This window comes from Paenibacillus albicereus (assembly GCF_012676905.1).
Lineage (GTDB): Bacteria > Bacillota > Bacilli > Paenibacillales > Paenibacillaceae > Paenibacillus_O > Paenibacillus_O albicereus.
Genome location: NZ_CP051428.1, coordinates 2,610,804 through 2,634,865 on the forward strand (window position 1 = coordinate 2,610,804; position 24,062 = coordinate 2,634,865).

At 65.5% G+C, this 24,062-nt stretch carries 19 protein-coding genes and 1 riboswitch; of the genes, 6 read left to right on the forward strand and 13 right to left on the reverse strand.

Going from position 1 to position 24,062, the window contains the following annotated elements:
* Window positions 1–55: 55 nt before the first annotated feature.
* Entirely contained in the window at window positions 56–442 is a 387-nt protein-coding gene (locus HGI30_RS11500) for a hypothetical protein (protein ID WP_168907694.1), read from the reverse strand.
* A gap of 132 nt (window positions 443–574) precedes the next feature.
* Window positions 575–727, forward strand: a riboswitch (FMN riboswitch).
* 172 nt (window positions 728–899) lie between these two features.
* On the opposite strand from HGI30_RS11500, the gene HGI30_RS11505 reads away from it, so the two are divergent.
* Window positions 900–1,835, forward strand: a complete 936-nt coding sequence (locus tag HGI30_RS11505) for a DMT family transporter (protein WP_235680436.1) — start codon at window positions 900–902, stop codon at window positions 1,833–1,835.
* Between the two features lie 85 nt (window positions 1,836–1,920).
* Here HGI30_RS11505 and HGI30_RS11510 read toward each other — a convergent pair whose 3' ends face one another.
* The 10 genes from HGI30_RS11510 to HGI30_RS11555 form a co-directional block, all read right to left on the reverse strand.
* Complete coding sequence (locus HGI30_RS11510) at window positions 1,921–2,235, reverse strand: MGMT family protein (RefSeq protein WP_168907696.1); 315 nt, start codon at window positions 2,233–2,235, stop codon at window positions 1,921–1,923.
* Window positions 2,236–2,263: 28 nt separating this feature from the next.
* Window positions 2,264–2,578, reverse strand: coding sequence for a DUF6509 family protein (locus tag HGI30_RS11515; RefSeq protein ID WP_168907697.1), 315 nt, complete (start codon window positions 2,576–2,578; stop codon window positions 2,264–2,266).
* Window positions 2,578–4,518, reverse strand: coding sequence for an ATP-dependent DNA helicase (locus HGI30_RS11520; RefSeq protein WP_235680104.1), 1,941 nt, complete (start codon window positions 4,516–4,518; stop codon window positions 2,578–2,580). The genes HGI30_RS11515 and HGI30_RS11520 overlap by 1 nt, the downstream gene beginning before the upstream one ends.
* Before the next feature lie 186 nt (window positions 4,519–4,704).
* Window positions 4,705–5,385 carry an NAD(P)H-binding protein gene (locus tag HGI30_RS11525; RefSeq protein ID WP_168907698.1) on the reverse strand — a complete coding sequence of 227 codons (681 nt, stop codon included), beginning with the start codon at window positions 5,383–5,385 and terminating at the stop codon, window positions 4,705–4,707.
* Between the two features lie 1,396 nt (window positions 5,386–6,781).
* Window positions 6,782–7,219, reverse strand: a complete 438-nt coding sequence (locus HGI30_RS11530; protein ID WP_168907699.1) for a PaaI family thioesterase — start codon at window positions 7,217–7,219, stop codon at window positions 6,782–6,784.
* Window positions 7,216–8,904, reverse strand: a complete 1,689-nt coding sequence (locus HGI30_RS11535) for a long-chain-fatty-acid--CoA ligase (protein ID WP_206109918.1) — start codon at window positions 8,902–8,904, stop codon at window positions 7,216–7,218. Before HGI30_RS11535 ends, HGI30_RS11530 begins: the two co-directional genes overlap by 4 nt.
* A gap of 21 nt (window positions 8,905–8,925) precedes the next feature.
* Window positions 8,926–10,707 (reverse strand): acyl-CoA dehydrogenase FadE, encoded by a 1,782-nt coding sequence (locus tag HGI30_RS11540; RefSeq protein ID WP_168907701.1) that lies wholly within the window; start codon window positions 10,705–10,707, stop codon window positions 8,926–8,928.
* Between the two features lie 65 nt (window positions 10,708–10,772).
* Entirely contained in the window at window positions 10,773–11,957 is a 1,185-nt protein-coding gene (locus HGI30_RS11545; protein ID WP_168907702.1) for an acetyl-CoA C-acetyltransferase, read from the reverse strand.
* 41 nt (window positions 11,958–11,998) lie between these two features.
* Entirely contained in the window at window positions 11,999–14,398 is a 2,400-nt protein-coding gene (locus HGI30_RS11550) for a 3-hydroxyacyl-CoA dehydrogenase/enoyl-CoA hydratase family protein (RefSeq protein WP_168907703.1), read from the reverse strand.
* A gap of 138 nt (window positions 14,399–14,536) precedes the next feature.
* The gene (locus HGI30_RS11555) at window positions 14,537–16,798 is read right to left on the reverse strand and encodes a (Fe-S)-binding protein (RefSeq protein WP_168907704.1); all 2,262 of its coding nucleotides are present in this window, start codon (window positions 16,796–16,798) and stop codon (window positions 14,537–14,539) included.
* Between the two features lie 186 nt (window positions 16,799–16,984).
* Between HGI30_RS11555 and HGI30_RS11560 the strand changes: the two genes are divergently transcribed.
* From HGI30_RS11560 to HGI30_RS11575, 4 genes are all read left to right on the forward strand, one after another.
* Window positions 16,985–17,566: a fatty acid metabolism transcriptional regulator FadR gene (locus tag HGI30_RS11560; RefSeq protein WP_168907705.1), complete on the forward strand. Its 582-nt coding sequence runs from the start codon at window positions 16,985–16,987 to the stop codon at window positions 17,564–17,566.
* A 51-nt stretch (window positions 17,567–17,617) separates the two neighbouring features.
* Window positions 17,618–18,379 carry an electron transfer flavoprotein subunit beta/FixA family protein gene (locus tag HGI30_RS11565; RefSeq protein WP_168907706.1) on the forward strand — a complete coding sequence of 254 codons (762 nt, stop codon included), beginning with the start codon at window positions 17,618–17,620 and terminating at the stop codon, window positions 18,377–18,379.
* Window positions 18,380–18,397: 18 nt separating this feature from the next.
* The gene (locus HGI30_RS11570; RefSeq protein ID WP_168907707.1) at window positions 18,398–19,363 is read left to right on the forward strand and encodes an electron transfer flavoprotein subunit alpha/FixB family protein; all 966 of its coding nucleotides are present in this window, start codon (window positions 18,398–18,400) and stop codon (window positions 19,361–19,363) included.
* A 92-nt stretch (window positions 19,364–19,455) separates the two neighbouring features.
* Complete coding sequence (locus HGI30_RS11575; protein WP_407945040.1) at window positions 19,456–20,289, forward strand: SDR family oxidoreductase; 834 nt, start codon at window positions 19,456–19,458, stop codon at window positions 20,287–20,289.
* Window positions 20,290–20,492: 203 nt separating this feature from the next.
* Here the strand turns inward: HGI30_RS11575 and HGI30_RS11580 are convergent, their stop codons facing one another.
* Window positions 20,493–21,833, reverse strand: a complete 1,341-nt coding sequence (locus HGI30_RS11580) for a PDZ domain-containing protein (RefSeq protein ID WP_168907709.1) — start codon at window positions 21,831–21,833, stop codon at window positions 20,493–20,495.
* A 141-nt stretch (window positions 21,834–21,974) separates the two neighbouring features.
* On the opposite strand from HGI30_RS11580, the gene glsA reads away from it, so the two are divergent.
* Entirely contained in the window at window positions 21,975–22,916 is a 942-nt protein-coding gene (gene glsA, locus HGI30_RS11585) for a glutaminase A (protein WP_168907710.1), read from the forward strand.
* A gap of 17 nt (window positions 22,917–22,933) precedes the next feature.
* Here the strand turns inward: glsA and HGI30_RS11590 are convergent, their stop codons facing one another.
* On the reverse strand, window positions 22,934–24,022 hold the full coding sequence (locus HGI30_RS11590; protein ID WP_168907711.1) for a HAMP domain-containing histidine kinase: 1,089 nt from the start codon (window positions 24,020–24,022) through the stop codon (window positions 22,934–22,936).
* Window positions 24,023–24,062 lie beyond the last annotated feature (40 nt).

A 24,062-nucleotide genomic window follows, 5' to 3' on the forward strand; every position in this document is an offset into this window, starting at 1 on the left:
CGCCGGCTGACGCGGCGCGCCGCGTCAGCCGGGCTAGCGGGCTCGTCCGGACCGATCAGCCGACCTGGAACTCGTTGCGCTTGATGATGTGGATGTCGTCGCCGGAATAAATATGAATGTAGATCACGTACTTGCCCGGAGCGGGGAACTCGTGCTCCACCTCGAATTCCTTGTCCGACTTCTGCGTCGAGGTAAGCAGCACCGGAAGCTCCTGCTCCGTCTCCTCGCGGATGTCGAAGTCGATCTTGAGATCGTCCTTCTGCAAGAGCTCCTCAATGCCTTCGATCTCCACCGTCAGCTTGAGCGGCGTGGCGGCGACCGCTGCCGGCTCGCTCGTGATGCGCGCCTCGATGGCGGACTCGTCCACGCCGCCGCTGCGCGAGGAACAGCCGACAACTGCGAGCAGCAGCGCGGCCATAAGAATCAGTCCGAATTTCTTCACGTCGTTCAGCCTCCTTGGCGTCTTCCCTATCCTTTCCCATTATACCCGCTTGTCCCGGCTTTGGCTCCGCCGAACCATGAACTTTTCTTGTCGAGCGCTGCCGAATTGTGCTACAATTCGGTCTAACTGAATCTGAACCTTCGGGGCAGGGTGGAATTCCCTACCGGCGGTGACGGCGCCTGCATGGCGCCGAAGCCCGCGACTCCCGCTGCCGCTTCGCGGCGGCGGGACTGACTTGGTGCGAGTCCAAGGCCGACGGTATAGTCCGGATGAGAGAAGGTCAAACCCTGCTTGGCGCCATTTGGCGGCAGGCGGGTTCTTCATGCCCCCGTCCTGATCCTTCAGGCGGGGGCATGCTGCTTCTAACGAGGTTCAATTCAAATTCCGTTTCATGGGGGTTTTTGAATTGAGTACGACCGCTGCCGCATCGAGTCCGCTTCAAGCGGACCGCGGCGGACTGCTTTCCCGCGGGCGTGGCATCTGGTATGTCGCGCTCGGAGCGACGCTCTGGGGAGTCGATCCGCTGTTCCGCATCCTGCTTCTCCAGCACTTCACGTCCGCGCAGATCGTCTTTCTCGAGCATCTGCTGCTGGCGCTGTATTCCGTTCCCGTCCTGATCCATTATCGTCATCAGCTGTCCGGCAAGCTGACGCTCGGCATCGTCGGCGCGATGCTGTTCATCTCCTGGGGAGGCTCGGCGATCGCCACCGTCCTGTTCACCGCGGCGTTCAGCTACGGCAACTTCAACGCCGTCCTGCTGCTGCAGAAGCTTCAGCCTCTGTTCGCCATCGTGCTCGCCCGAATCGTGCTCCGCGAAGCTCTCCCGCGCCGATTCGGCTGGTTCCTGCTGCTGGCGCTGGCCGGCACCTACCTGCTCACGTTCGGCTTCGCCTCGCCGGCGCTCGGCCTGCATGACCTGGCTACGCTGGGCTGCCTGCTCTCCATCGGAGCGGCGGCGCTGTGGGGCGGCTCCACCGTCATGGGCAAGTACCTGCTCACCAAGGGCATGGGCTTCCACTTCGTGACGGCGCTGCGCTTCCTGCTCGCCATCCCGCTGCTCGGCCTGCTCGTCCTCGCCGCAGGCGACGGCTGGCAGGCGATCGGCGGCGGCGGCGCAGCGGCGCTCGTGCTCGTGAACCTGCTGTTCCAGGCGTTCATTCCGGGCCTGCTGAGCATGCTTCTCTATTACAAGGGGCTGTCCGGCACCAAAGCCTCGCTCGCCACGCTGGCGGAGCTGGCCTTTCCCGCCGTCGGCGTGCTCATCAACTGGATCGTCTTCGACGAGGCGCTCACCGCCGGCCAAGTCGCCGGCTTCGTCCTCATCTGGACCGTGCTCGTGCTGCTGAGCCGCAGCGCAGCCCGCTCCCCTCAGCCCGCCGCTCCCGCGAGCTGACTCTCCCTTCGCCCATGACGCCAAAAGGACGGCTGCCCGGATCATCCCCTTCGGAGGATCCGGTCAACCGTCCTTTTTTGCCGCTCTAGGCTCTCGCCTGATCGGCGCGCATGAACCGAGATTCGTCGAAGCATCCGTCCAGCCCCGGCTCCGTGCCCTCCGCGGCCAGCAGCGCCAGCTGCAGCTCGCCCCCGTCGCCGGGCAGGCTGATACGGCGCCCGGCGTTCATGACCCGGTGCCAGGGCAAGCCGCGGGACTCGCCCATGCTGTGCAGCACCCGCACGACTTGCCGGGCCGCGCGTGGCTGTCCGGCTGCCGCCGCCACCGCGCCGTATGTCATCAGCTTCCCCTCGGGGATGGAACGAACGACTTCGACGATGCTTGCCGTGAACGGCGTCATCGCCCTCGCCTCCTTCTTCCCGACACGATCAGGCGTTTTCGGCCTCGCCCGCATGGGCGGCGCAGAACGCCGCCGCCTCCGCCAGCTCGTCCTCCTCCAGCTCGAAGTCGAGCAGCTGGTCGGTGCCGCGCTCGCGGATCTCGTGCGAGACGACGCGGCCTTCCCCGCCTGGCGCGAGCGCATAGACGACGCGCACGTACAGGCCCGCCGGCCGGTAAAGCTCGTCCTCCTCGTCGACCTCGATCAGCAGCGTGAACTCGTACCGCTCGCCGTTCAGGATGCCGAACGGATCCTTGAGCTTATCGACCGTGTATTCGCTGATTTCCAAAAGCTCCAGCTCCATCAGATTCCCTCCTCTCCTCGAAGCGTGCCCTCCGGCACGAGCTCCAGCACCGCTTGCCGCACGGCCGGCTCGTCCAGCCGGTCCGACATCACGACGATCTCGCCGCGGTCCTCGCGCGTCCGGATGAGCCGTCCGAATCCTTGCCGCAGCCGCAGCTGCATGAACGGCTTCTCCACCTCGGCGAAAGCGTCCTGCGCTTCCGACCGCCGGGCGTTGTAGACCGGATCGGCGGGCGGCCACGGCAGCTCCCAGACGACGACGAGCGACAGCGAAGGCCCCGGTATGTCCAGTCCTTCCCACAGCGTCGCGGCGGCCAGCACGCTTTCCTCGTCGTTTTGGAAGCGCCCGATCAGATGGCTGATCTCCGCGTCGCCTTCGTACAGCATCCGGTAGCCGTCCAGCTCCCCGTCCGCCGCCCAGGCGCGGAATTCCGCCAGCTGCCGGCGGTCCGGGAACAGCAGCAGCGCGCGGCCGCCGCTGCGCCGGAGCGCCTCCAGCACGGCGGCGCGCTTGTCGGCGAGCCCGGCCGTGCGCACCGTCCGCACCTGCATCTGCTCGGCGTAGTCGTACGGGCTCGGCGTGCTGAACTGCAGGTAGTCCCGGATGCCGAGCGAATCGGCCACGTACTGGAACGAGCCGCCCGCCGACAGCGTCGCCGACGAGAAGATGACCGGCATCGGACGGGCGAACACACGCTCGGCCAGCACCTCCTTGACGAGCCGCGGCATGAGCACGAGCGACAGGCCGTCCGCTTCCTCGGCCAGCCAGGCGATCAGCCCGTCCGGACGGTCGAACAGCGCGAGCGCGGTGCCGATCATGTCCAGATGCTCCTCGACGATCGTCCGATGATAGGCGTCAAGGGTGAACAAGCCGCTTTCAAAAACGAGCTGCTCCTCGATCTCCTCCAGCTGCGAGCGGAAAGCGCGAACCTCGCGGGCCAGCTCCGGCGTCACGCGGAATTCGAGCCGGTCCGAGCCGGCCACCGGCCTCGCCTCGCGCCGCAGCAGCCGGAACAGCGACTCGCTGCGCGCGATCGCGTCCTCGATGCCGTAGGCGAGCGATTCGCGGATGTCGTTCTGCAGCAGGCGGCTGACGATCGACTCGAACATCGCGTGCTGCAGCTTGTAGGTGAGCGCGTTCTGCGCGGCCGCCTCCAGCAGATGGCCCTCGTCGAAGACGACCGAGCTGTGCTCCGGCAGCAGCGGCAGCTGCCCTTCGCGCTTGCGCGCCTCCGCCGTCCAAACATGCTCCATATAGAAGTCATGCGAGCAGATGAGCACGTCCGGCGCCTTGCGGTAATGGTCGCGCGAGAGCGTCATGCCGCAGCGATGCCGCTGCGGGCAGATCAGGCAGTCCTGGAACACGTCCCAGCCGATGCGGGACCAGTCGGCGTCGCCGAGCTCGGGATAGTCCTTGCGGCTGCCGTAGGGATGGAACGCCTGCATCGTCGCGGGTCGATGGACGAACTCCGGCAGCGAGCGGTGAAGCTCGTCGAACCGCTCCCCGTCCTCGCCGCCGCGAGCCGCGTCGAGCTTGTTCAGGCATAGATACTGGCCTTGCGTCTTGGCGACGCGCGCGTCGACGGCAAGGCCGAGATGGCGGGCGATCTTGGCCAGGTCGCCCTCCGGCTTCGTCAACTGCTCGATGAGCGACTCGTCGGCGCAGGCGATGACGGCCGGTTTTTGCGTGTATCGGGCATAAGCAGCGGCGTACAGCAGGTAGACGAGCGTCTTGCCGGTGCCGACGCCGGCTTCGGCGAACAGCGTCTTGCGCTCCTGATAGGCGCGCTCGAGCTGGAACGCCATGAAAATCTGCTCGTCCCGCACCTCGAAGCCGGCCTCGGGAAGAATGTCGTAGAACACGTCGGCGATCCAATCGCTCGCCTGGCCGATGAACGGCAGCGACGGATCGTAGACGAACGGATAGCGGGTCTGGGTCAAGCGGGTATAGCCTCCCCTTGCAGGTTGAAGATCAGGAGAGCGAACGGGCTCGAGGCGTCGCCTCGCAGCCGTCCGCTGCCCATGTCGAAGTTTCATCATAATCCGCCGGGTAGTCCATGTAAAGGGGTCATGCGTCCATCCGGCGTCCGCTCAATGTCCGCCGGCTACCTTTACGAAGGGATGCGGTTAGCTCCGCTGCTTCAGCTTGCGCGCCTCCGCCGGGAGCGCCTCCGACTCCAGCACCGTCCGTCCGTCGGGCGCATGCAAGGCAGCGGCCAGCATCGCGGACGCGATCACGCCCGCCTCGATCGGCCGGTAGCGGGCAAGCGGCCCTCGCATCAGCGGGCCGAACGCCTTGCCTACCGCCCCGGCGACATGTTCGAGCGGGCGCTTTTCGGCACGTTCGCCCAAAATCTGGGACGGCCGCACCAAGACGAGCTTACGCAGCCCGAGCTTGCCGAGCTCCTGCTCCAGCTCGCCCTTGACGCGCAAGTAAAACGCGCCTGACGACGCGGAGGCGCCGATCGACGAGACGATGACGAGCGCTGCGGCGCCCTCCGCAGCGGCCTGGCGGGCGAGCCGCAGCGGCAGCTCGTAGTCGACCTCCCGGAAAGCCGCCTGGCTGCCGGCCTTGCGGATCGTCGTGCCGGTCGCGATGAACAGGTCGGCCCCTTTCAGCCGGCCCGCAAGTGAAGCTTCCGGCTGCTCCTGGTCCCAGACTAGCTGCTGCAGCTTGGGATGCGCCGCCCCTGTGCTCCTGCGTCCTGCGGCGATCACCTCGTCGTAGGCTCCGCTTTCCAGCAGCCGCTTCAGCAGCTCTCCGCCGACGAGTCCGGTCGCACCGGCGATGACGGCCGTTCGAGTCATGCCCATCTCCTCCTTCGCTTCTCTGTCTTCCATTATTCCATGCCGGAGAGAACATGGCAAAACGGACGAGGGCAAGCGGGGCCGCAGCGGCCCGCTTCGCGGAGCGGGGATTCGTTCCGATCTCCCTGGAGCCCAGATTCCTTTGATCCGCGCAACTCCCTCCATTCAGCCGCCTGCCTACCAGAGTTGCTCGGTTTTTCCGCGCAACTCTCCCCGTTCCGCCGCCTGCCTACCAGGGTTGCTCGGGTTTTCCGCGCAACTCGCCCCGTTCCGCACCCGCCAACCGAAATTACTCGGTTTTTCCGCGCAACTCCCTCCGTTCCGCCGCCTGCCTACCGGAGTTGCTCGGTTTTTCCGCGCAACTCTCCCCGTTCATCCACCTGCCTACCGGAGTTGCTCGGGTTTTCCGCGCAACTCCCTCCGTTCCGCACCCGCCAACCAAAGTTACTCGGTTTTTCCGCGCAACTCTCCCCGTTCCGCCGCCTGCCTACCGGAGTTGCTCGGTTTTTCCGCGCAACTCCCTCCGTTCTCGCACCCGCCAACCAAAGTTACTCGGTTTTTCCGCGCAACTCTCCCCGTACCGCCGCTTGCCTACGGAAGTTGCTCGGTTTTTCCGCGCAACTCCATTTGTTCCGCCTGACAGCACAAGTTAAGTAACTCGATTTTTTCGACTTAATGCCTCAACTTCGTGCCCCCAGCCACCCCGTAACTCGATTTTTTCGACTTAGCGCTCAACTTCGGGCCTCCAGCCACCCTGTAACTCGATTTTTTCGACTTAATGCCGCAACTTCGGGCCTCCAGCCACCCCGTAACTCGATTTTTTCGACTTAATGCCTCAACTTCGGGCCTCCAGCCACCCTGTAACTCGATTTTTTCGACTTAATGCCTCAACTTCGGGCCTCCAGCGACCCTGTAACTCGATTTTTTCGACTTAATGCCTCAACTTCGGGCCTCCAGCCACCCTGTAACTCGATTTTTTCGACTTAGCGCTCAACTTCGGGCCTCCAATCACCTCGTAACTCGATTTTTTCGACTTAGCGCTCAACTCCGTGCCTCTAAAGCGATCAAGTTCAAGCTAGAACAAGGAACGTCAGCTCCGATTCTTCCGGACGGGATAGGAGAACATATCTGCCGTCTCCGAAGCGATTCCTTGTGGGACACTACCTGCATCTACGGCTTACCCCAGGAACGCTCGGCTCGCGCAGCGGGCTCCTTAGCGGACCCAGCCTGCTTCTCCGGCTCGTTCCGGAGACGAAAAGCAAAAAGCCGTCTCCCGAAACGGCCCGAAAGCCTACCGGGAAACGGCTTGAAGCGCGCGCATGCTTGGCATCCATCCAGACCGCGCTATGAAGCCTCGCGTCCTCCGCATGCCAGCGCCGCGCCGCGCTCCGCTCCGCTAGGAGCCGAGCACGCGGAACGTGCCCGTGCCGAAGGCGCACAGCTCGCCCGACTCGGTGCGGGCATACGACTGCGTGCTCACCATCTTGCGCGACTGATGGACGATCTCGGCGCTGACGATCAGCCGTCCCTCCTTGATCGGAGAGACGTAGTTGAGGTTCAGGTTCGTCGTCACGACAGCCCGGTCGGGATGGGCAGCCATCGCCACGAGGCCCATCGCGGAGTCGATCAGCGTCGCGTAGACGCCGCCGTGCAGGATGCCGATCAGGTTCATGTGATGCGGCTTGATGTCGAGGTACACCTCCGCGTAGCCGTCGCGGATAACCTTCATCTCCGCTCCGAGGAAGCCCCAGAACGACTGGTCGGCGGCGGCGGACCACTGCTCCAGCAGCTTTTTGCCTTCTTCGGATGAATCCGCTTCCAAGTTCAGGTTCATTTCGTCTCCTCCTGCTTCTGCAGCTCCTCGTCCAGCAGCTTGCGGCGCAGCACCTTGCCGACGAGCGTCTTGGGCAAGCTGTCGCGGAATTCATACGCCTTGGGCACCTTGTAGGCGGCCAGCCTTTCCTTGCACCACGCCTTCAGCTCCGCGGCATCCGGCTCGGCGCCGCTGCGCAGCACGATGAACGCCTTCACCGTCTCGCCCCGGTACGGATCGTTGACGCCGGCGACGATCGCCTCCTCGACGTCGGGATGCTCGAACAGCACCTCCTCCACCTCGCGCGGATAGATGTTGTACCCGCCGGCGATGATGAGGTCCTTGCGGCGGTCAAGGATGTAGAAGAAGCCGTCGGCGTCCATGCGCCCGAGGTCGCCGGTGTAGAGCCAGCCGTCCTTCAGCGTCTGCGCCGTCTCCTCCGGCCGCTTCCAGTAGCCGGCCATCACCTGCGGCCCGCGCACGATCAGCTCGCCGATCTCGCCCGGCCGCACGTCCTCGCCCGATTCCGGATGCACGATCCGGGCCTCGGTGTCGGGGAACGGGATGCCGATCGAACCGCTCTTGCGCTGCTCCCAGATATTGTTCGCATGCGTCACCGGCGACGCCTCCGTGAGGCCGTAGCCCTCGATGAGCTTGCCGCCCGTCAGCCGCTCGAAGCGCTCCTGCACCTCCAGCGGCAGCGCGGCCGCGCCGCTGATGCACACATTGATCGAGCTGAGGTCGTACTTGCCGACGTCCGGATGGTTGATGATCGCGATATACATCGTCGGCGCTCCCGGGAACACGGTCGGCTTGTGCTTGTGGATCGCCTTCAGCACGGCGTTGATCTCGAAGCGCGGCATCAGATAGAGCGTCGCTCCGAGCCGGATGCCCTGGTTGAGCAGCACCGTCATGCCGAAAACATGGAAAAAGGGCAGAGCGGCGAAATACCGCTCCTTGCTGCCCTCGTTGCGATAGTTCCACAGCTGGCTCTGGATCGTGTTGGCGATCAGGTTGCGATGCGTCAGCATGACCCCTTTGGCGAAGCCCGTCGTGCCCCCGGTGTACTGGATGAGCGCCAGATCATGCCGGGACTCGACCGGCGCGCGGCAAGGATCGGACATCGACTCGCGCAGCAGCTTGACGAAGCTCAGCAGCTGGCGGTCGCCGTAGTCGAGCTTCGGCAGCGGCGTGCCGTCCTTTTTCGCCTTGATCGGGTAGAGCAGGTTTTTGGGAAAAGGCAGGTAGTCGGCGACGGAGGCGACGATGATCCGCTCCATCGGCTGCTCTCGGGTCGCCTGCCGCACCCTTCCGACGAGCAGGTCGAGCGCCACGATGAAGCGGGCTCCCGCGTCGAGCAGCTGATGCTCCAGCTCCCGCGGCATGTAGAGCGGATTCGTCATGACGACGACGCCCCCGGCGAGCAGCGTGCCGTAGTAGGCGATGACCGCCTGCGGGCAGTTGGGCAGCATGACCGCGACCCGGTCTCCTTTGCGGAGACCGAGGCTGATCATGGCGTTGGCGTAGCGGTAGGCCGAATCGAGCAGCGTGCCGTAGGACATGCGGGCGCCCATGAACTCGAGCGCCGTCTGGTTCGGACTTCTCTCCGCCGTACGGACGAGGAACTCGGCCAGGTTCTGGTCGGGATAATCGTATGTCGGCGGTACTTCATGCGGGTAGTGACTGAGCCAAGGTCTGTTCGACATGCCGTCCACCCCAATCTGTGCTTATGGCACGTATCGTTCGGCCTCGATGACGCGGGAGGCGATGCGGCGCTTGAGCTTCACCGTATCGAGGGCGCCGTTTTTCGTCAGCTTCTTGAGCACGGACAGCTGCGTCTTGAGCATGTCGCCCGTCTCCATCGCCGCCAGCGTCTCCTTCGCCAGCTCGGCGATGCGGCTGAACTCCTCCTGCACGAACACGCTCGTCATGTCGACGCCGAGCTGCGCCTTCGCCCCGCCTTGCAGGGAGATGCGCTTCTGCGTCCGCAGCAGCGCGCTTTCCATCGCGAACACGCCGATCATGATGTCCGCGAGGTTGCTCAGCACCTCCTGCTCCTGCTCGAGCTTCGTCTGGTACTTCTGCACGGCCGACGCGCCGGCCATGAGGAAGATTTTCTTGGCGCTGGCGAGCAGATGCGCCTCCAGCTCCAGCGGCTGCTCGAACTGCAGGTTCGAGGCGCGCAGCTCCATGAGCTCCGTCTGCAGCTTCATCGCCTTTTGCAGCAGAGGCAGCTCGCCCTTCATCGCGCGCTTGATGAGCGTGCCCGGGATGAGCAGGCGGTTGATCTCGTTCGTGCCCTCGAAAATGCGGTTGATGCGCGAGTCGCGGTAGATGCGCTCGATGCGGTATTCCTGCGTGAAGCCGTAGCCGCCGTGGATCTGCACGCCTTCGTCGGCGACGAAGTCGAGCCCCTCGGAGGCGAACACCTTGTTGATCGAGCATTCGAGCTGGTACTCCGCGATCGCCTTGGCGGACTGGTAGCCGACGTCCGCCGCGGCATAGTCCACGTCGGCGAGGCCGACGTCGAACAGGCCGGCGGTGCGGTACACCATGCTCTCCATGACGTAAGTGCGGATGTTCATCTCGGCCAGCTTCTTGCCGACGAGCGGGAAGCTGCTGATCGGACGGCCGAACTGCGTGCGCTCGTTGGCGTACTTGGCGGAATACTCGATCGCGTCCTTGGCGGAGCCGACGCAGCCGACGGCGAGCTTGTAGCGGCCGATGTTGAGGATGTTGAAGGCGATCAGATGGCCCTTGCCGACTTCCCACAGCAGGTTCTCGACCGGCACCTTGACGTCCTCGAGGATGAGCGGGCAGGTCGACGAGCCCTTGATGCCCATCTTCTTCTCCTCCGGCCCGATGCTCACGCCGTCCATCGTACGCTCGACGATGAACGTGCTGAAGTCGGTGCCGTTCACCTTGGCGTAGACGATGAACACGTCGGCGAAGCCGGCGTTCGTGATGAACTGCTTCGTGCCGTTCAGCACGTAGTGGCTGCCGTCCTCGCTCAGCACCGCCGTCGCCTTCGCGCCGAGCGCGTCGGAGCCGGAGGACGGCTCGGTCAGGCAGTACGCCGCGATCAGCTCGGCGCTCGCCAGCTTCGGCAGGTACTTCTGCTTCTGCGCCTCGTTGCCAAAATAGACGATCGGCAGCGTGCCGATGCCGACATGCGCGCCGGCCGACAAGGCGAACGCGCTCGCCTTCGTCATCTTCTCGCTGATGAGCGTGCTGCTCACCTTGTCGAGGCCGAGGCCGCCGTAGGCCTCCGGCACGTCAGCGCCGAGCAGGCCGAGCTCGCCGGCCTTGCGCAGCTTCTCGACCGTCAGCTCATAGTTCAGCTTCTCGATCTTCTCGTCGGCCGGCTCGATCTCGCCGGCGACGAAGTCCTCGGTCGTCTCGGCGATCATGCGCTGCTCCTCGGTCAGCTCCTCCGGAATGACGATGGAGTTGAAGTCCAGGTCGTCGATGATGAAGCTGCCTCCGAGCACTTTGCTTTTTGTTGTCATAGTTCGTCGCTCCTTTGAATGGTGGACTCGAGATTCGGAATCTGGATCGTGACGCCATCCCGCCGTCAGGCCGGATGGACCTCGAACACGCCGGCGGCTCCCATGCCGCCGCCGATGCACATGCTGACGACGCCGTAGCCGCCGCCTCGACGCTGAAGCTCGTTGATGAGCGAGACGCTGATCTTCGTGCCGGTGCAGCCGAGCGGATGGCCGAGCGCGATCGCGCCGCCGTTGACGTTGACCTTCTCCTCGTCGAGGCCGAGCTCGCGGATGATATGCAGGCACTGGGACGCGAACGCCTCGTTGATCTCGTACAGATCGACCTGGTCCTGGTGGATGCCGGCGCGCTGCAGCGCCTTGGGAATCGCTTGGACCGGTCCGACGCCCATGATTTCCGGCTCGACGCCCGCCAGGGCGAACGAGCGGAACGTCGCCAGCGGCTTCAGGCCGAGCTCGTCGGCTTTCTCGCGGCTCATGATGACGACCGCCGCCGCTCCGTCGCTCACCTGCGACGAGTTGCCCGCCGTCACCGAGCCGCCCAGCTTGAACGCCGGGCGCAGCTTCGCCAGCGTCTCGACCGTCGTCTCCGCGCGCACGCCTTCGTCCGTGCGGAACGTGAACCGCTCCGTCTTGACCTTGCCGTTCTCGCCGAGCTCCTTGAGCTCCGCCTCGACCGGCACGATCTCGTCGTCGAACTTGCCGGCCGCGATCGCGGCCGCCGCCTTTTCATGCGAGCGGGTGGCGAACCGGTCCTGATCCTCGCGGGAGACCCCGAACCGCTCGGCGACGCGCTCGGCCGTATGGCCCATGCCGATGTACACCTCCGGCATCTCGTCGACGATGCGCGGGTTCGGCGAAATCTTGAATCCCGTCATCGGCACATGGCTCATGCTCTCGACGCCGCCGGCGATCAGCACGTCCGCGCCGCCGGTCATGATGCGCTCCGCGGCGAAGGCGATCGACTGCAGCCCCGACGAGCAGAACCGGTTGATCGTCAGCGCCGGCACCGTCACCGGGAAGCCCGCGTACAGCGACATGATGCGGGCGAAGTTCAGCCCCTGCTCGCCCTCCGGCATCGCGCAGCCGATGATGATGTCCTCGACATCCTCCTTGTTCAAGCCCGGCGCGCGGCGGACGACCTCGTCCAGCACGATGCGCCCGAGGTCGTCGGCGCGCGTCTGCCGCAGGCTGCCCTTCTTGCCCCGGCCAATCGCCGTTCTAGCCATCGATACGATTACCGCTTCTCTCATCTCTATGCTCACGCTCCTCTTCGCTTGGAACCTCGATTCGACTAATTGCGCAGCGGACGGCCCTTGGACAGCATGTGCTGCATGCGCGCCTGCGTCTTGGGCTCGCCGGTCAGGCTCAGGAACGCCTCGCGCTCCAGATCGAGCATGTACTGCTCGGTCACGAGCGTGCCGGCCGGCAGATCGCCGCCCGCCAGCACGTGGGCGAGCTTCTTGGCGATGAGCAGGTCGTGGTCGCTGATGTAGCCCCCCTCGTGCATGCCGATCGCCGCCAGCTGCAGCGCCGCCTTGCCCTCGGAGCCGGCGATGCGGATCTTCTCCTCGGCCGGCAGCCGGTAGCCGTCCGCCGCGAGCTGAAGCACGGCCTGCTTGGCCTCGTAGATGAGATGGTCCTGATTCGGTACGATCCGGTCGACGCCGCGCAGGTAGCCCAGACGCTTGGCGTCATGGCCGCTCGACGACACCTTGGCCTGCCCGACCGTCTCGAACACGCGGCCCAGCTGCGGCAGCAGGTCCGCCTCCGGGTGGCCGGCCTGCTGGCTGACGCGCAGCGCGAACTCCTTGCAGCCGCCGCCTGCCGGGATGAGGCCGACGCCGACCTCGACCAGCCCGTAGTACGTCTCCGCCGCCGCGACGACCTGATCGGCCGGCATGCACGCCTCGACGCCCCCGCCGAGCGTCATCCGATGCGGCGCCGCCACGACCGGCTTGTCGAGCCGCTTGAGCTTCAGCATGCTCTGCTGGAACAGATGGATGATGTCGTCGACTTCATCCCACTCCTCGTCCTGCGCCTCCATCAGCAGCAGCATCAGGTTCGCGCCGACGCAGAAATTCCGGCCCTGGTTGGCCACGACGAGTCCGGTCCAGTTCTGACGCACCTCCTGCACGCTCTGCTGGATCATCGTCAGGATGTCTCCGCCGATCGCATTGTTCGGAGAGTGGAACTCCAGGCAGGCGACGCCGTCGCCGAGATCGATCAGGCTGGCTCCGCTGTTGCCCTGGATCACCTTGTTCTGCTCCTTGAGGGCGCGCAGGTCGATCAGCTCCGGTGCCTGATCGACCTGCCGGAACTCGCCGCGACTCGCGTAGAAGCGCTTGCCGTCCTCCTTGCGGTAGAAGCTGGCGTTGCCTGCGGCGATCCATTCCTTGACCCAGTCCGGCACCGCCGTGCCTTCCTTCTCCATGCGCTCGACCGAGCGCGAGAGGCCGATCGCGTCCCAGGTCTCGAACGGGCCGAGCTCCCAGTTGAAGCCCCATTTCATCGCCTCGTCGATCTCTTGGATCGAGTCCGCGATCTCGCCGACCTTTTCGGCGGCGTAGACGAGCACCTGCTTGAGCACGTTCCAGGCGAGCTCGGAGTAGCGGTCGCCGGCGCCGATCAGCGCCTTCGTCTTCTCGCGCGCGCCTTTGGCGAGCTTTGCCGCTTCGAGCGAGCTGGAGGCCGCTTTTTTCTGCGGGCCGTACTCCATCGTCTTCAGGTCGAGCGAGAGGATCTCACTTTTGCCGCCCGCTCCCTTGACCTTCTTGTAGAAGCCTTGGCCGCTCTTCTCCCCGAGCCAGCCGCGCTCGACGAGCCCCGTGAGCGCCGCCGGCGGCGTGAACGCCTGCCGCTCGGCCTCGCTCCCTGCGTTCAGGCGGACGTTGTCGGCGACATGGAGGAACGTGTCGAGGCCGACGAGGTCGAGCGTGCGGAACGTCGCGCTTTTCGGCCGTCCGAGCGTTGGGCCCGTCGCGGCGTCCACCTCTTCGACCGTGTAGCCGCCCCGCTCCATCTCCTGGAGCGTGACGAGCAGCCCGTACGTGCCGATCCGATTGGCGATGAAGTTCGGCGTATCCTTGGCGATGACGACGCCCTTGCCGAGTACCGATTCGCCGAACTGCTTCATGTCCTGCACGAGCTGCGGATCGGTGCCTTCCGCCGGGATGATCTCGAGCAGCTTCATGTAGCGCGGCGGATTGAAGAAATGCGTGCCCATGAAGCTGCGGCGGAACGCCTCGCTGCGGCCTTCGGCCATCGCGTTGATCGAGATGCCCGACGTGTTGGAGCTGACGATCGTGCCGGGCTTCCAGACCGACTCGATGCGCTCCAGCAGGCTGCGCTTGGCGTCGAGGTTCTCGACGATGACCTCGATGATCCAGTCGACGTCCGCGAGGCCGTCCAGATGATCCTCCAGGTTGCCGGGGGTGATGCGCTCCGCGAATGCGGGATCGTAGAGCGGAGCCGGATTCGTCTTGGCGAGCTTGGCGACGGCGCCTGCGGCCAGGCGGCTGCGCACGGCGGGATGGTCGAGCGACCGGCCCTTCTTCTCTTCCTCTGCGGTCAGCTGCTTCGGCACGATGTCGAGCAGCAGCGTCGGGATGCCGACGTTGGCCAGATGGGCGGCGATGCCGGAGCCCATGATGCCGGAGCCGATGACGGCTGCCTTGCGGATCGTTATGCTCATCGTAATGTTGCCTCCTTGGACATGGTTGGACCTGCATCAGTGACGGCGGTTCGGTGCTTCGGTCGATAAAGCCGCTGCCTCGGACCGGGGCGCTAAGGCGCCCGGGCCATCCGGACGGCTCGGGATGGAACGCTCATGTCAGCTGGCCGCTCCTTCCGGGCGGCCGGCGGAGGCGGCCGGTCCGAAGACGGCCTGCTCGAGAATCTCGGCGATGTCGCGCGCCTTGACCTGCTCGTCGACCTCCTTGAGCTTGGTGCCGTCCTCCAGCATCGTCAGGCAGTACGGGCAGGCGCTGCTGATGAGCGTCGGATTCACCTCGAGCGCCTGCTCCGTGCGGGCGAGGTTCACGCGCTTGCCGCTCGTCTCCTCCATCCACATCAGGCCGCCGCCTGCGCCGCAGCACATGCCGTTCTCGCGGCTGCGCTCCATCTCGACGAGCTCGACGCCGGGAATCGCGCGCAGCACGTCCCGCGGCTCGTCGTACACGTTGTTGTAGCGGCCGAGATAGCAGGAATCATGGTACGTGATGCGCTCCCGCACCTCATGGACGGGGTTCAGCCTTCCGTCCTTCAAAAGCTCGGCGAACAGCTGCGTGTGGTGCAGCACCTCGACGCCTTCGAGGCCGAAGTCCGGGTACTCGTTCTTGAGCGTATTGAATGTATGCGGGCAGGCCGTGACGATCCGCTTGACGCCGTAGCGCTGGAACGTCTCGATGTTCTCCTGGCACAGCTGCTGGAACAGCATCTCGTTGCCGAGGCGGCGCGGCGTGTCGCCGGAATTGCGCTCCTCGTTGCCGAGGATGGCGAAGCTGATGCCGGACTCGCGCAGCAGCCTTGCGACGGCGCGCGAGATCTTGCGGCTGCGCAGGTCGTAGGAGCCCATCGAGCCGACGAAGAACAGCAGCTCGAAGTCCGGGTTCTCCTTGACCGTCGGGACCGACACGCCCTCGACGTCGCCGGTCCATTTGACGCGGTCGCTGCGGCTGATTCCCCACGGGTTGCCCTGGCGCTCGATGTTCTGCATCGCGCGCTGGCCTTCATGCGGCATGCTGCCCTCCATGAGCACGAGATGGCGGCGCAGGTCGATGATCTTGTCGACATGCTCGTTGCCGACCGGACACTGGTCCTCGCAGTTGCGGCAGGTCGTGCAGGCCCAGATCTCGTCCTCGGTCATGACCTCGCCGATCAGCTGGACCTCCTCGGGCTTGCGCTCCTGCACCGTCCAGCCGGCCTTCTGCCAGGCGAGCGTCGGGCGGATGTCGGTGATCGACCGGCCGGGATCGGCCCACGGCACGCCGGCGGACGCTTCCGCTGCCGCCGCCACCTCCTGCTTGCCCGCGCCGCCGGCGAGATCGAGCAGCGATGGACCGTGGTCGAGGCTGCGCGGCTCGAACAGATGGGCCTTGCCCGGGTCCGGAGCGCCGAAGGCGAACGCCGGCACCCACGGGGATCGTCCGGTGACGGCCGCGCCTTTGTCGATCAGATGGTCGCGCAGCTTGACGATCAGATGCATCGGCGAGAGCGCCTTGCCGGTGCTGGCCGCCGGACAGACATTCGTGCAGCGCCCGCATTCGACGCAGGCGTAGAAGTCGAGCATCTGCTTCTGCGTGAACTCCTCGATCCGGCCGACGCCGAACGACTCCGCCTCCTCGTCCTCCAGGTCGAGCTTGGCGAGCCGCCCTGCCGGCTCCTGCCGGCGCAGATAGATGTTCACCGGCGCCGTGATGATGTGGAAGTGCTTCGACTGCGGCACATAGACGAGGAAAGCGAGCAGGATGACCAGATGCGCCCACCACGAGATGAGGAACAGGACGTGGGCCGCCGGCTCGGACAGTCCGCCCATCGCCGCCGCGAGCAGCGAGGAGATCGGCGCGTAGCCCGACGGCTCCATGCCGAGCCACACGCGCTCGAAGGCGAGGGAGAGGACGACCGAGAGCATGAGGCCGAAGATGAAGAACACGACGATGCTCGGCTTGAGGCCCCGCTTCAGGCGGGCCAGCTTCTCTCCGTAGCGGCGGTAGGCCGCGTAGCCCATGGCGATCAGGATGAGCGCGACCGTGATCTCCTGCACGAGGCTGAACAGGTCGTAGCCGGGGATCGGCAGATGGCCGCCGCCGGTCAGGCCTTTGATGATGAGGTCCAGCGCGCCGAGCTGCAGGATGACGAAGCCATAGAAGATGACGATGTGCATGATGCCGCTCTTCACGTCCTTGAGCAGCTTCGTCTGGCCGAACACCTGGGCGAGGAACTCCTTCATCCTCCCCGGCGCCTGCTCCGGCAGCTTGGCCGGACGCCCGAGCTTCAAATAAAGGTAGCGGTGGTAGACCGCGCGGTAGAACAGATAGACGCCGTAGCCGGTGACGGCGAGGAACAGCGCGAATTGAATCCACATTCCGATCATGATGGTCATCCTTTCCTCTCGGTGGCTTCCAGGCTCCCCCATATGAAGCGCTTACATATAGGAGACAAAAAAATCTTAGCGGAACTCGGAGCGTTTCGTTGACAATCCGTGTTCGATCCCCTAAGATGAAGAAAATGAATGAGCATTCATTCACCATACGTAAATACTACCACCGAGGTGCAGCCCATGACAAGTAGGAAGCAGGAAAAATATGAATTGATCTTGGAGGCCGCCCTGAAAGTCATTGCGGAGAACGGCTACCACGGCTCCCAAGTGTCGAAAATCGCCAAGGAGGCCGGCGTCGCCGACGGTACGATCTATCTGTATTTCAAAAAGAAAGAGGATATCCTCATTTCTTTGTTCCAAGAAAAGCTGGGGAGCCTTGTCGAACGGTTCAACGCCCGCGTGCGGGAGACGTCCTCCGCCGAGGAGGCGCTGCGCGCCGTCTGCGAGATCCACTATTCCGAGCTGGAGAACAACGTGAATCTGGCCTATGTCACACAGATCGAGCTGCGCCAAAGCTCGCTGGAGCTGCGCAAGGCGATCGGGCTGGCCGTCAAGCCGTATATCGAGCTGATCGAGCATATTCTGGATAAAGGGGTGAAAGAGGGAGAATTCCGTCAGGACCTGGATTTGAAGCTGACGCGCCTGCTGCTGTTCGGCGCGATGGACGAGGTCGTCACGTCCTGGCTCATTTCCGGCATGAAGTATTCGCTGACGGCGCAAGTGGGCAAGACCGTCGAGTTTTTCCTGCGCGGCCTCAAATAGCCGCCGCATGGATCCATTCCAATCGCGACCTACCAAGGAGGAGCTGAGCGCATGAATATCTATGTCCTGCTGAAGCAAACGTTCGATACCGAGGAGAAGATCGTCATCGAGGACGGCCGCGTGTCGGACGACGGCGTCAAGTTCGTCATCAATCCGTACGACGAGTACGCGGTCGAGGAAGCGCTGCAGCAGCGCGACCAGCACGGCGGCAAGGTGACCGTCGTCTCCGTCGGTCCGGACCGCGCGGCCGAGGCGCTGCGCCAGGCGCTCGCCATGGGCGCCGACGACGCGGTGCTGCTGAGCGACGAGCGGATCGGCGCCGACGAAGGCGCGGCCGCGGCCGCGCTGGAGAAGTATCTGTCCGGCCAGTCCGTCGATCTCGTGCTCGGCGGCAACTTCTCGGTCGACAGCGGCGGCGGCCAGGTCGCGGTCCGGCTGGCGAGCCGGCTCGGCCTGCCCCATGTCTCCTCGATCACCTCGCTGCAGGTCGACGGCGCTTCGGCGACCGCCAAGCGGGACGCCGAAGGCGACACGGAAACGCTTGAAGTGACGCTGCCGGCCCTGTTCACCGCGCAGCAAGGACTCAACGAGCCGCGCTATCCTTCCCTGCCGAACATCATGAAGGCGAAGAAAAAGCCCTTCCAGACCCTGTCGCTGGACGATCTCGGCCTCAGCGCTGCGGAAGCGCTTACCGAGCGCGTCTCCCTCTCCCTGCCGCCGGAGCGCGGCGCCGGCCAGCTGATCTCGGGATCGCCGGCCGAGCAGGCCGCGCGCCTGGTCGAGCTGCTCCGCACGGAAGCCAAAGCCATTTGACCTAGAGGAGGAATCACGATGAGCCAACCTGTACTCGTCATCGCCGAAGTCCGCGGAGGCAAGCTCCGTCAAGTCTCTCTGGAAGCGCTTCAAGCCGCACGCATCGCCTGCGGGGAAGCCGCAGGCGTCCAAGCCGTCGTCATCGGCAGCGGAATCACCGCGCTTGCCGCCGAACTGGCCGGCTATGTCGGCGGCAAGGTGCACGCGGTCGACCATCCCGATCTGGCCAGCTACAACGCTCCCGCCTATCTGCAGGCGGTCAAGGGGCTGCTCGAGGAGCTGCAGCCGGCGCGCGTCTATCTCGGCCATACCGCCGAAGGCCGCGACCTCGCGCCGCAGATCGCCGCGCTGCTCGGCGCCGGCCAGATTTCCGACGTCGTCTCGATCGGCGAAGGCGAGCTCTACAAGCGTCCGGTCTACGCCGGCAAGGCGTTCGAGGAGAAGCGCTTCCTCTCCGACTCCGGCGTCGTCACCGTGCGGCCGAACAACATTCCGCCGGCCGAGCCTGCCGCCGCGCCGGGCGAAGTCGTCGACCGCGACTATGCCGCTCCGGCCGACCTCCGCTCGGTCGTCCGCGACGTCGTGCGCAAGGCCGGCGGCAAGGTCGATCTCGCCGAAGCGAAGATCGTCATCTCCGGAGGACGCGGCGTGAAGAGCGCGGACGGCTTCAAGCCGCTCGAGGAGCTCGCCGACGTGCTCGGCGCCGCCGTCGGCGCTTCCCGCGGCGCTTGCGACGCCGGCTACTGCGACTACGCGCTGCAGATCGGCCAGACCGGCAAGGTCGTGACGCCCGAGGTGTACATCGCCTGCGGCATCAGCGGCGCGATCCAGCATCTGGCCGGCATGAGCCAGTCGCGCGTCATCATCGCGATCAACAAGGACCCCGAGGCCCCGATCTTCAAGGTGGCCGATTACGGCATCGTCGGCGACCTGTTCGACGTCGTGCCGCTGCTGACGGAGGAATTCCGCAAGGTGCTGGCCTGATGGAAGCCGAGCCGCAGCGGCAAGCCGGCGCCGGCTCTCCGTCCGGACCGGGCTCGAACGCAGGTGCGTCCGGTCCGTTCCGGGCCGACCTGCTGGCGGACAAGACGATCCTCGTCACCGGCGGCGCGACGGGTCTCGGGCGGGCGATGGCCGAGGGCTTCGGCCAGCTCGGGGCGCGCGTGGCGCTTGCCGGACGGCGGGAGGAGAAGCTGCGCGAAGCCGAGGCCGCCCTCTCCGCCGCCGGCTGCGAAGTGTTCGTCCATGCGTGCGACGTCCGCGATCCCGAGGCGGTAGCCAAGCTCGCGGACGCACTGGAGACCCGCTTCGGCGGCATCGACGTGCTCGTCAACAACGCCGCGGGCAACTTCATCAGTCCGACCGAGCGGCTCTCGCATCGCGCCGTCGACGCCGTGCTGAACATCGTGCTGCACGGCACGTTCTACGCGACGCTGGAGTTCGGCAAGCGCTGGATCGCCGCCGGCCGCCCCGCCACGGTGCTGAACATCGTGACGACGTATGCCGAGACCGGCTCCGCCTACGTCGTGCCCTCGGCCGCCGCCAAGGCCGGCGTGCTGGCGATGACGCGCTCGCTGGCCGTCGAGTGGGCGCGCTACGGCATCCGCCATGTGGCGATCGCGCCGGGGCCGTTCCCGACCGAAGGCGCTTGGTCAAGACTGCTGCCCACGCCGGAGCTGGCGCAGGGCATGATCGACCGCATTCCGCTCCAGCGTGTCGGCAGCAAGGAGGAGCTGGCCGACCTGGCCGCCTACCTCGTCTCCGACTACGCCGCCTATCTGAACGGCGAGTGCGTGACGATCGACGGCGGCGAGTGGCTGCAGGGGGCCGGGCAGTTCAACGGCCTGCTGGAGGTCACCGGGCCGCAATGGGATCAGCTTGCGGAGCTGAGCCGCAAGGGCGGAAAATAAGACGGCTCGCCGCTTGCTCGAAACGACGTCCATCGAACCGCTCGAAGATGATTCCTGTCCTGGCAGGAGTCATCTTTTTTCGTGCGGACGGTTGCCGATGCGAGGACGAACAAAGCAAAAAGACACCCGCATGCAGCCCGCCTTGGAAACAAAGCGGCCTGCATTCGGGTGTCCTTTCGGTGAAAAAACGACATGCTTGAGGCTCAACGCTTCGGATGCGCCTTCAGCCAAGCGAGCATGTCGTCCAGCGTGGCGACCGGAACGATGTTCAAGCGTTCCGCTCCTTTGCGGGCGTCCGCCTCCTGCCCGACCGGAACGAAAAAGACATCTGCGCCCGCGCGCTGCACGGCAAACGCCTTTTGCTCGATGCCGCCGATGCGTCCGATTCGGCCCGCCGCGTCGATCGTGCCGGTGCCCGCGACACGGTTGCCGCCGGCGATGCCGCCGGGCGTGAGCTGGTCGATGACGGTCAGCGCAAGCATCGCGCCATGCGAAGGGCCGCCTTGGTAGGCGAGATAGCTGCGGTACTCCATCCCCCGCGTCAGATCCGCCTTGGTCCGGTCCTGGACCTGGATGCCGAGCACGGCGCGCCGCGAGTCGTCCGCGGATGCCTTGGAGCGGATGACGGCGACGGCCTTGCCGCCGCCGCGCTCATAGCCGATCTGGACGTCCTCCCCCGGCGCGACATCGGCCATCCTCTCCGCCAGCTCGCCCGTCGTGCGCGCCAGCCGGCCGTCCACGGACAGCAGCAGGTCGCCCGGCTTCAGCCGGTTCTCCGCCGGACCGCCTTCCTGCACCGCCAGCACCTGCACGCCCTGGGGCAGGACGCCCTGGCCGAGACCAAGCTTCTGCAGCGCCACCGCCGTGCCGATCTCGTTGGCTCCGGCACGCTGGACATGGACCTGGCGCTGGATCTCCGAGATCGGAATGCTCGTGTCGCGCTTCTCCAGCTTCACGCGGGGGAACAGCGCGGCCACGAGCCAATCGACAGGAAAGGCGGGCCGCTCGATGACGAGCACGCCTGCGAGCGAGCCCTGCGGCTGTCCTCCCTCTACGTGCGCATAGCGGTTCATGTTCAAGGTGAACCCCGGCGTGAGCGCCGAATACGGCGTCGGGTAGAGCAGCGCCGCCCCGAGAAGCAGCACGATTGCCGCGAAGCCCAGCGTGCCGAACGGGACTTTGCGCCGGGCGCGCTCCTCCAGCCCCGCATCAAGCAGCACAATCACGGCCGTCAGGCCGCAGGTCCAGGCCAAAAAGCCGAGCCGCTCCGGCTGCGCCAGCAGCAGGCCCGACGCGAGCAGGCCGCCGGCCGCGATCGGCAGCCGCAGCCAGCCGAGCCGCCGGCGGCCCGTGCGGCTCCACGCCCGGTACGCCCCGACCGTCCAGCAGAGCGGAATCAGCGCGCAAGCGCGGGCGAGCGCCTCCAGCAGGTCGATCCAATACCATCCGCCTGCCCGGACCGGATCGGCCAGCCAGACGAGCGGCCCGATCGCCGCCGCGGCCAGCGCCGCCGCGAACGAGGCGACATACCAACGATTGTTCAAGCCCACCACGCCCCGCTTTCCGCGTCATTTCCTGATGTTTCCCATTTCTTAGCATACAGGAGACGCCGAGCCGATTTCAAACTCGCGGGAGGCGCGTGGTACAATGAAGCCAAGCACCGCATAAGAAAGGTTGAGCCGACCATGAACGAACTGAATTGGAGCGCCATCAAATCCGGGCTGCCCGGATGGATGGAGGATGCCCGCGGGATCGCGCCGCTCGGCAAAGTCGCCTCTTACATTCCCGAGCTGTCCAAGGCCGATCCGCAATCGCTCGGCTTTCATCTTCTTTCCTCGGACGGAACGGCCCTCTCCGCAGGAGACTGCGGACGCCGGTTCACGATGCAGAGCATCTCCAAGGTGTTCACGCTCATGCTCGCGCTGATGGACATCGGCGAGGAGCGCGTCTTCAGCAAGGTCGGCATGGAGCCGACCGGGGACAGCTTCAACAGCATGCTCAAGCTCGAGCTCGTGCAGCCGGGCATCCCGTTCAATCCGCTTATCAATGCCGGCGCGATCGTCGTCAGCTCGCTCATCGCCGGCTCGTCGAACGAGGAGAAATCGGACCGGATCGCCGCCTTCCTCGGCCGCCTCGCCGGCGGCGGGCCGCTCGAGCTGGACGAGCCGACCTACCGCTCCGAATCGCAGTCCGGCCATCTGAACCGCTCCATGGCGTATTTTTTGACCGATAACGGCGTTCTCGAGAGCGGCGTAGAGGACGTGCTCGAGGTGTACTTCAAGCATTGCTCGCTGCTCGTCGACTGCGGCCAGCTCGCCCGCATGGCGCTCGTGCTGTCGCTGGACGGCCTCGATCCGGACAGCGGCGATCGGCTGATTCCGCGGCGCTACGTGCAGATCGCCAAGACATTCATGGTCACCTGCGGCATGTACAACGGCTCCGGCGAGTTCGCGATCGACGTCGGCCTGCCGGCCAAATCCGGCGTCTCCGGCGGCATCCTGGCGCTGCTGCCCGGGCGCGCGGGCATCGGCCTGGTCGGGCCTTCGCTGAACCGCCACGGCAACAGCATCGCCGGCGTCCATCTGCTCGAGACGCTGTCCAAGGAGTTCGACTGGAGCCTGTTCTGACGCTGCGGATGCCGGCGCTAGCCGGCGCTCCGCACCTGGAACGTCATGTTCAGTCCCCAGCCGGCTTCGCCTTGCTGCTCCCACAACTCTCCGCCGTTGAGCTCGACGAGCCGCTTCGCCTCGCTCTGCCAGGCGCGCGAGCCTGCAGCGCCTCCGTCCGGCTGATCCAGCAGCAGCTGGATCAACAGATCGAGCTTGCCGTCCTCCGAATTGACCGAGTTGACATGGATGTTGAGCCGCGTGCTGCCGGCATCGGACGCTTCCCCCGCTATTTGCAGCAGGAGTCCGAGCAGCTCGGACAGCTGGTCCCTTCGGCCGTGCACCTGATGCGGCACCTCCGCGGACACCCAGCAGATCAGCCGGCTCGGCGATTCGGATTCGCCATGCTTGTCCGCCAGGTCCTTGGACAGATCTAGGATGGAGAACGGGAGCTCGTCAAAGCCCTCCCAGCCGTCCTCCTCGTCCGCATGCAGCATCAGCGACTGGACCAGCGACGCAAGATGCTCCGCGTTCATGCGCAGCTCCTCGAGCATGTCGAGCTGGCCCTGGTCGAGCGGCGTGTCCGCCAGCAGCTGCGCCATTCCATCGATGCTGGTCACTCCATTCATCATTTCAAAGGCGAGCGAGCGCAGCCGTTCTCCTTTTTGGGCCATGGACGGGTCCGAGCCGGCTTCGCCGCTGTCCTGCGATCGAAGCGAGCCGCCCTCCGAAGGCAGGGCGACGGACTGCGAGTCGGCGGCGCGGAGCAGGACATCCTTGTCCTCGCTGCTGAACGGCCGCTCTTTGCGCAGCATGCCGACCTTCTTGAGGCCGGACGGCCTTGCGGCGATGCGGGCCTGAATGCGATGGAAGCGGAGCACGACATCCTCGTCCGCTTCCGGAGCCTCCGGAGGCGGCAGGACCATGCCCAGATGAAGCACCGGCTCTCCGCTGTGGCAGAGGGCGACGACGCAGTCCCCCTCGCCCGTCTCGTCCGCTATGTAGTAAGCATCCGCCTGCACGGCTGCGCTCAGCTCCTGCAGGACGAGCTGGAGCTCGTCCTGCATCCTCCGCATCTGCGCGCGCGGCACGCTCTGCTCCTCGTTGTTGCCTGTTTTCCCCATCATGCTCTCCTACTTTCTCTCCTTTCCTTGTCCGAAAAATAAA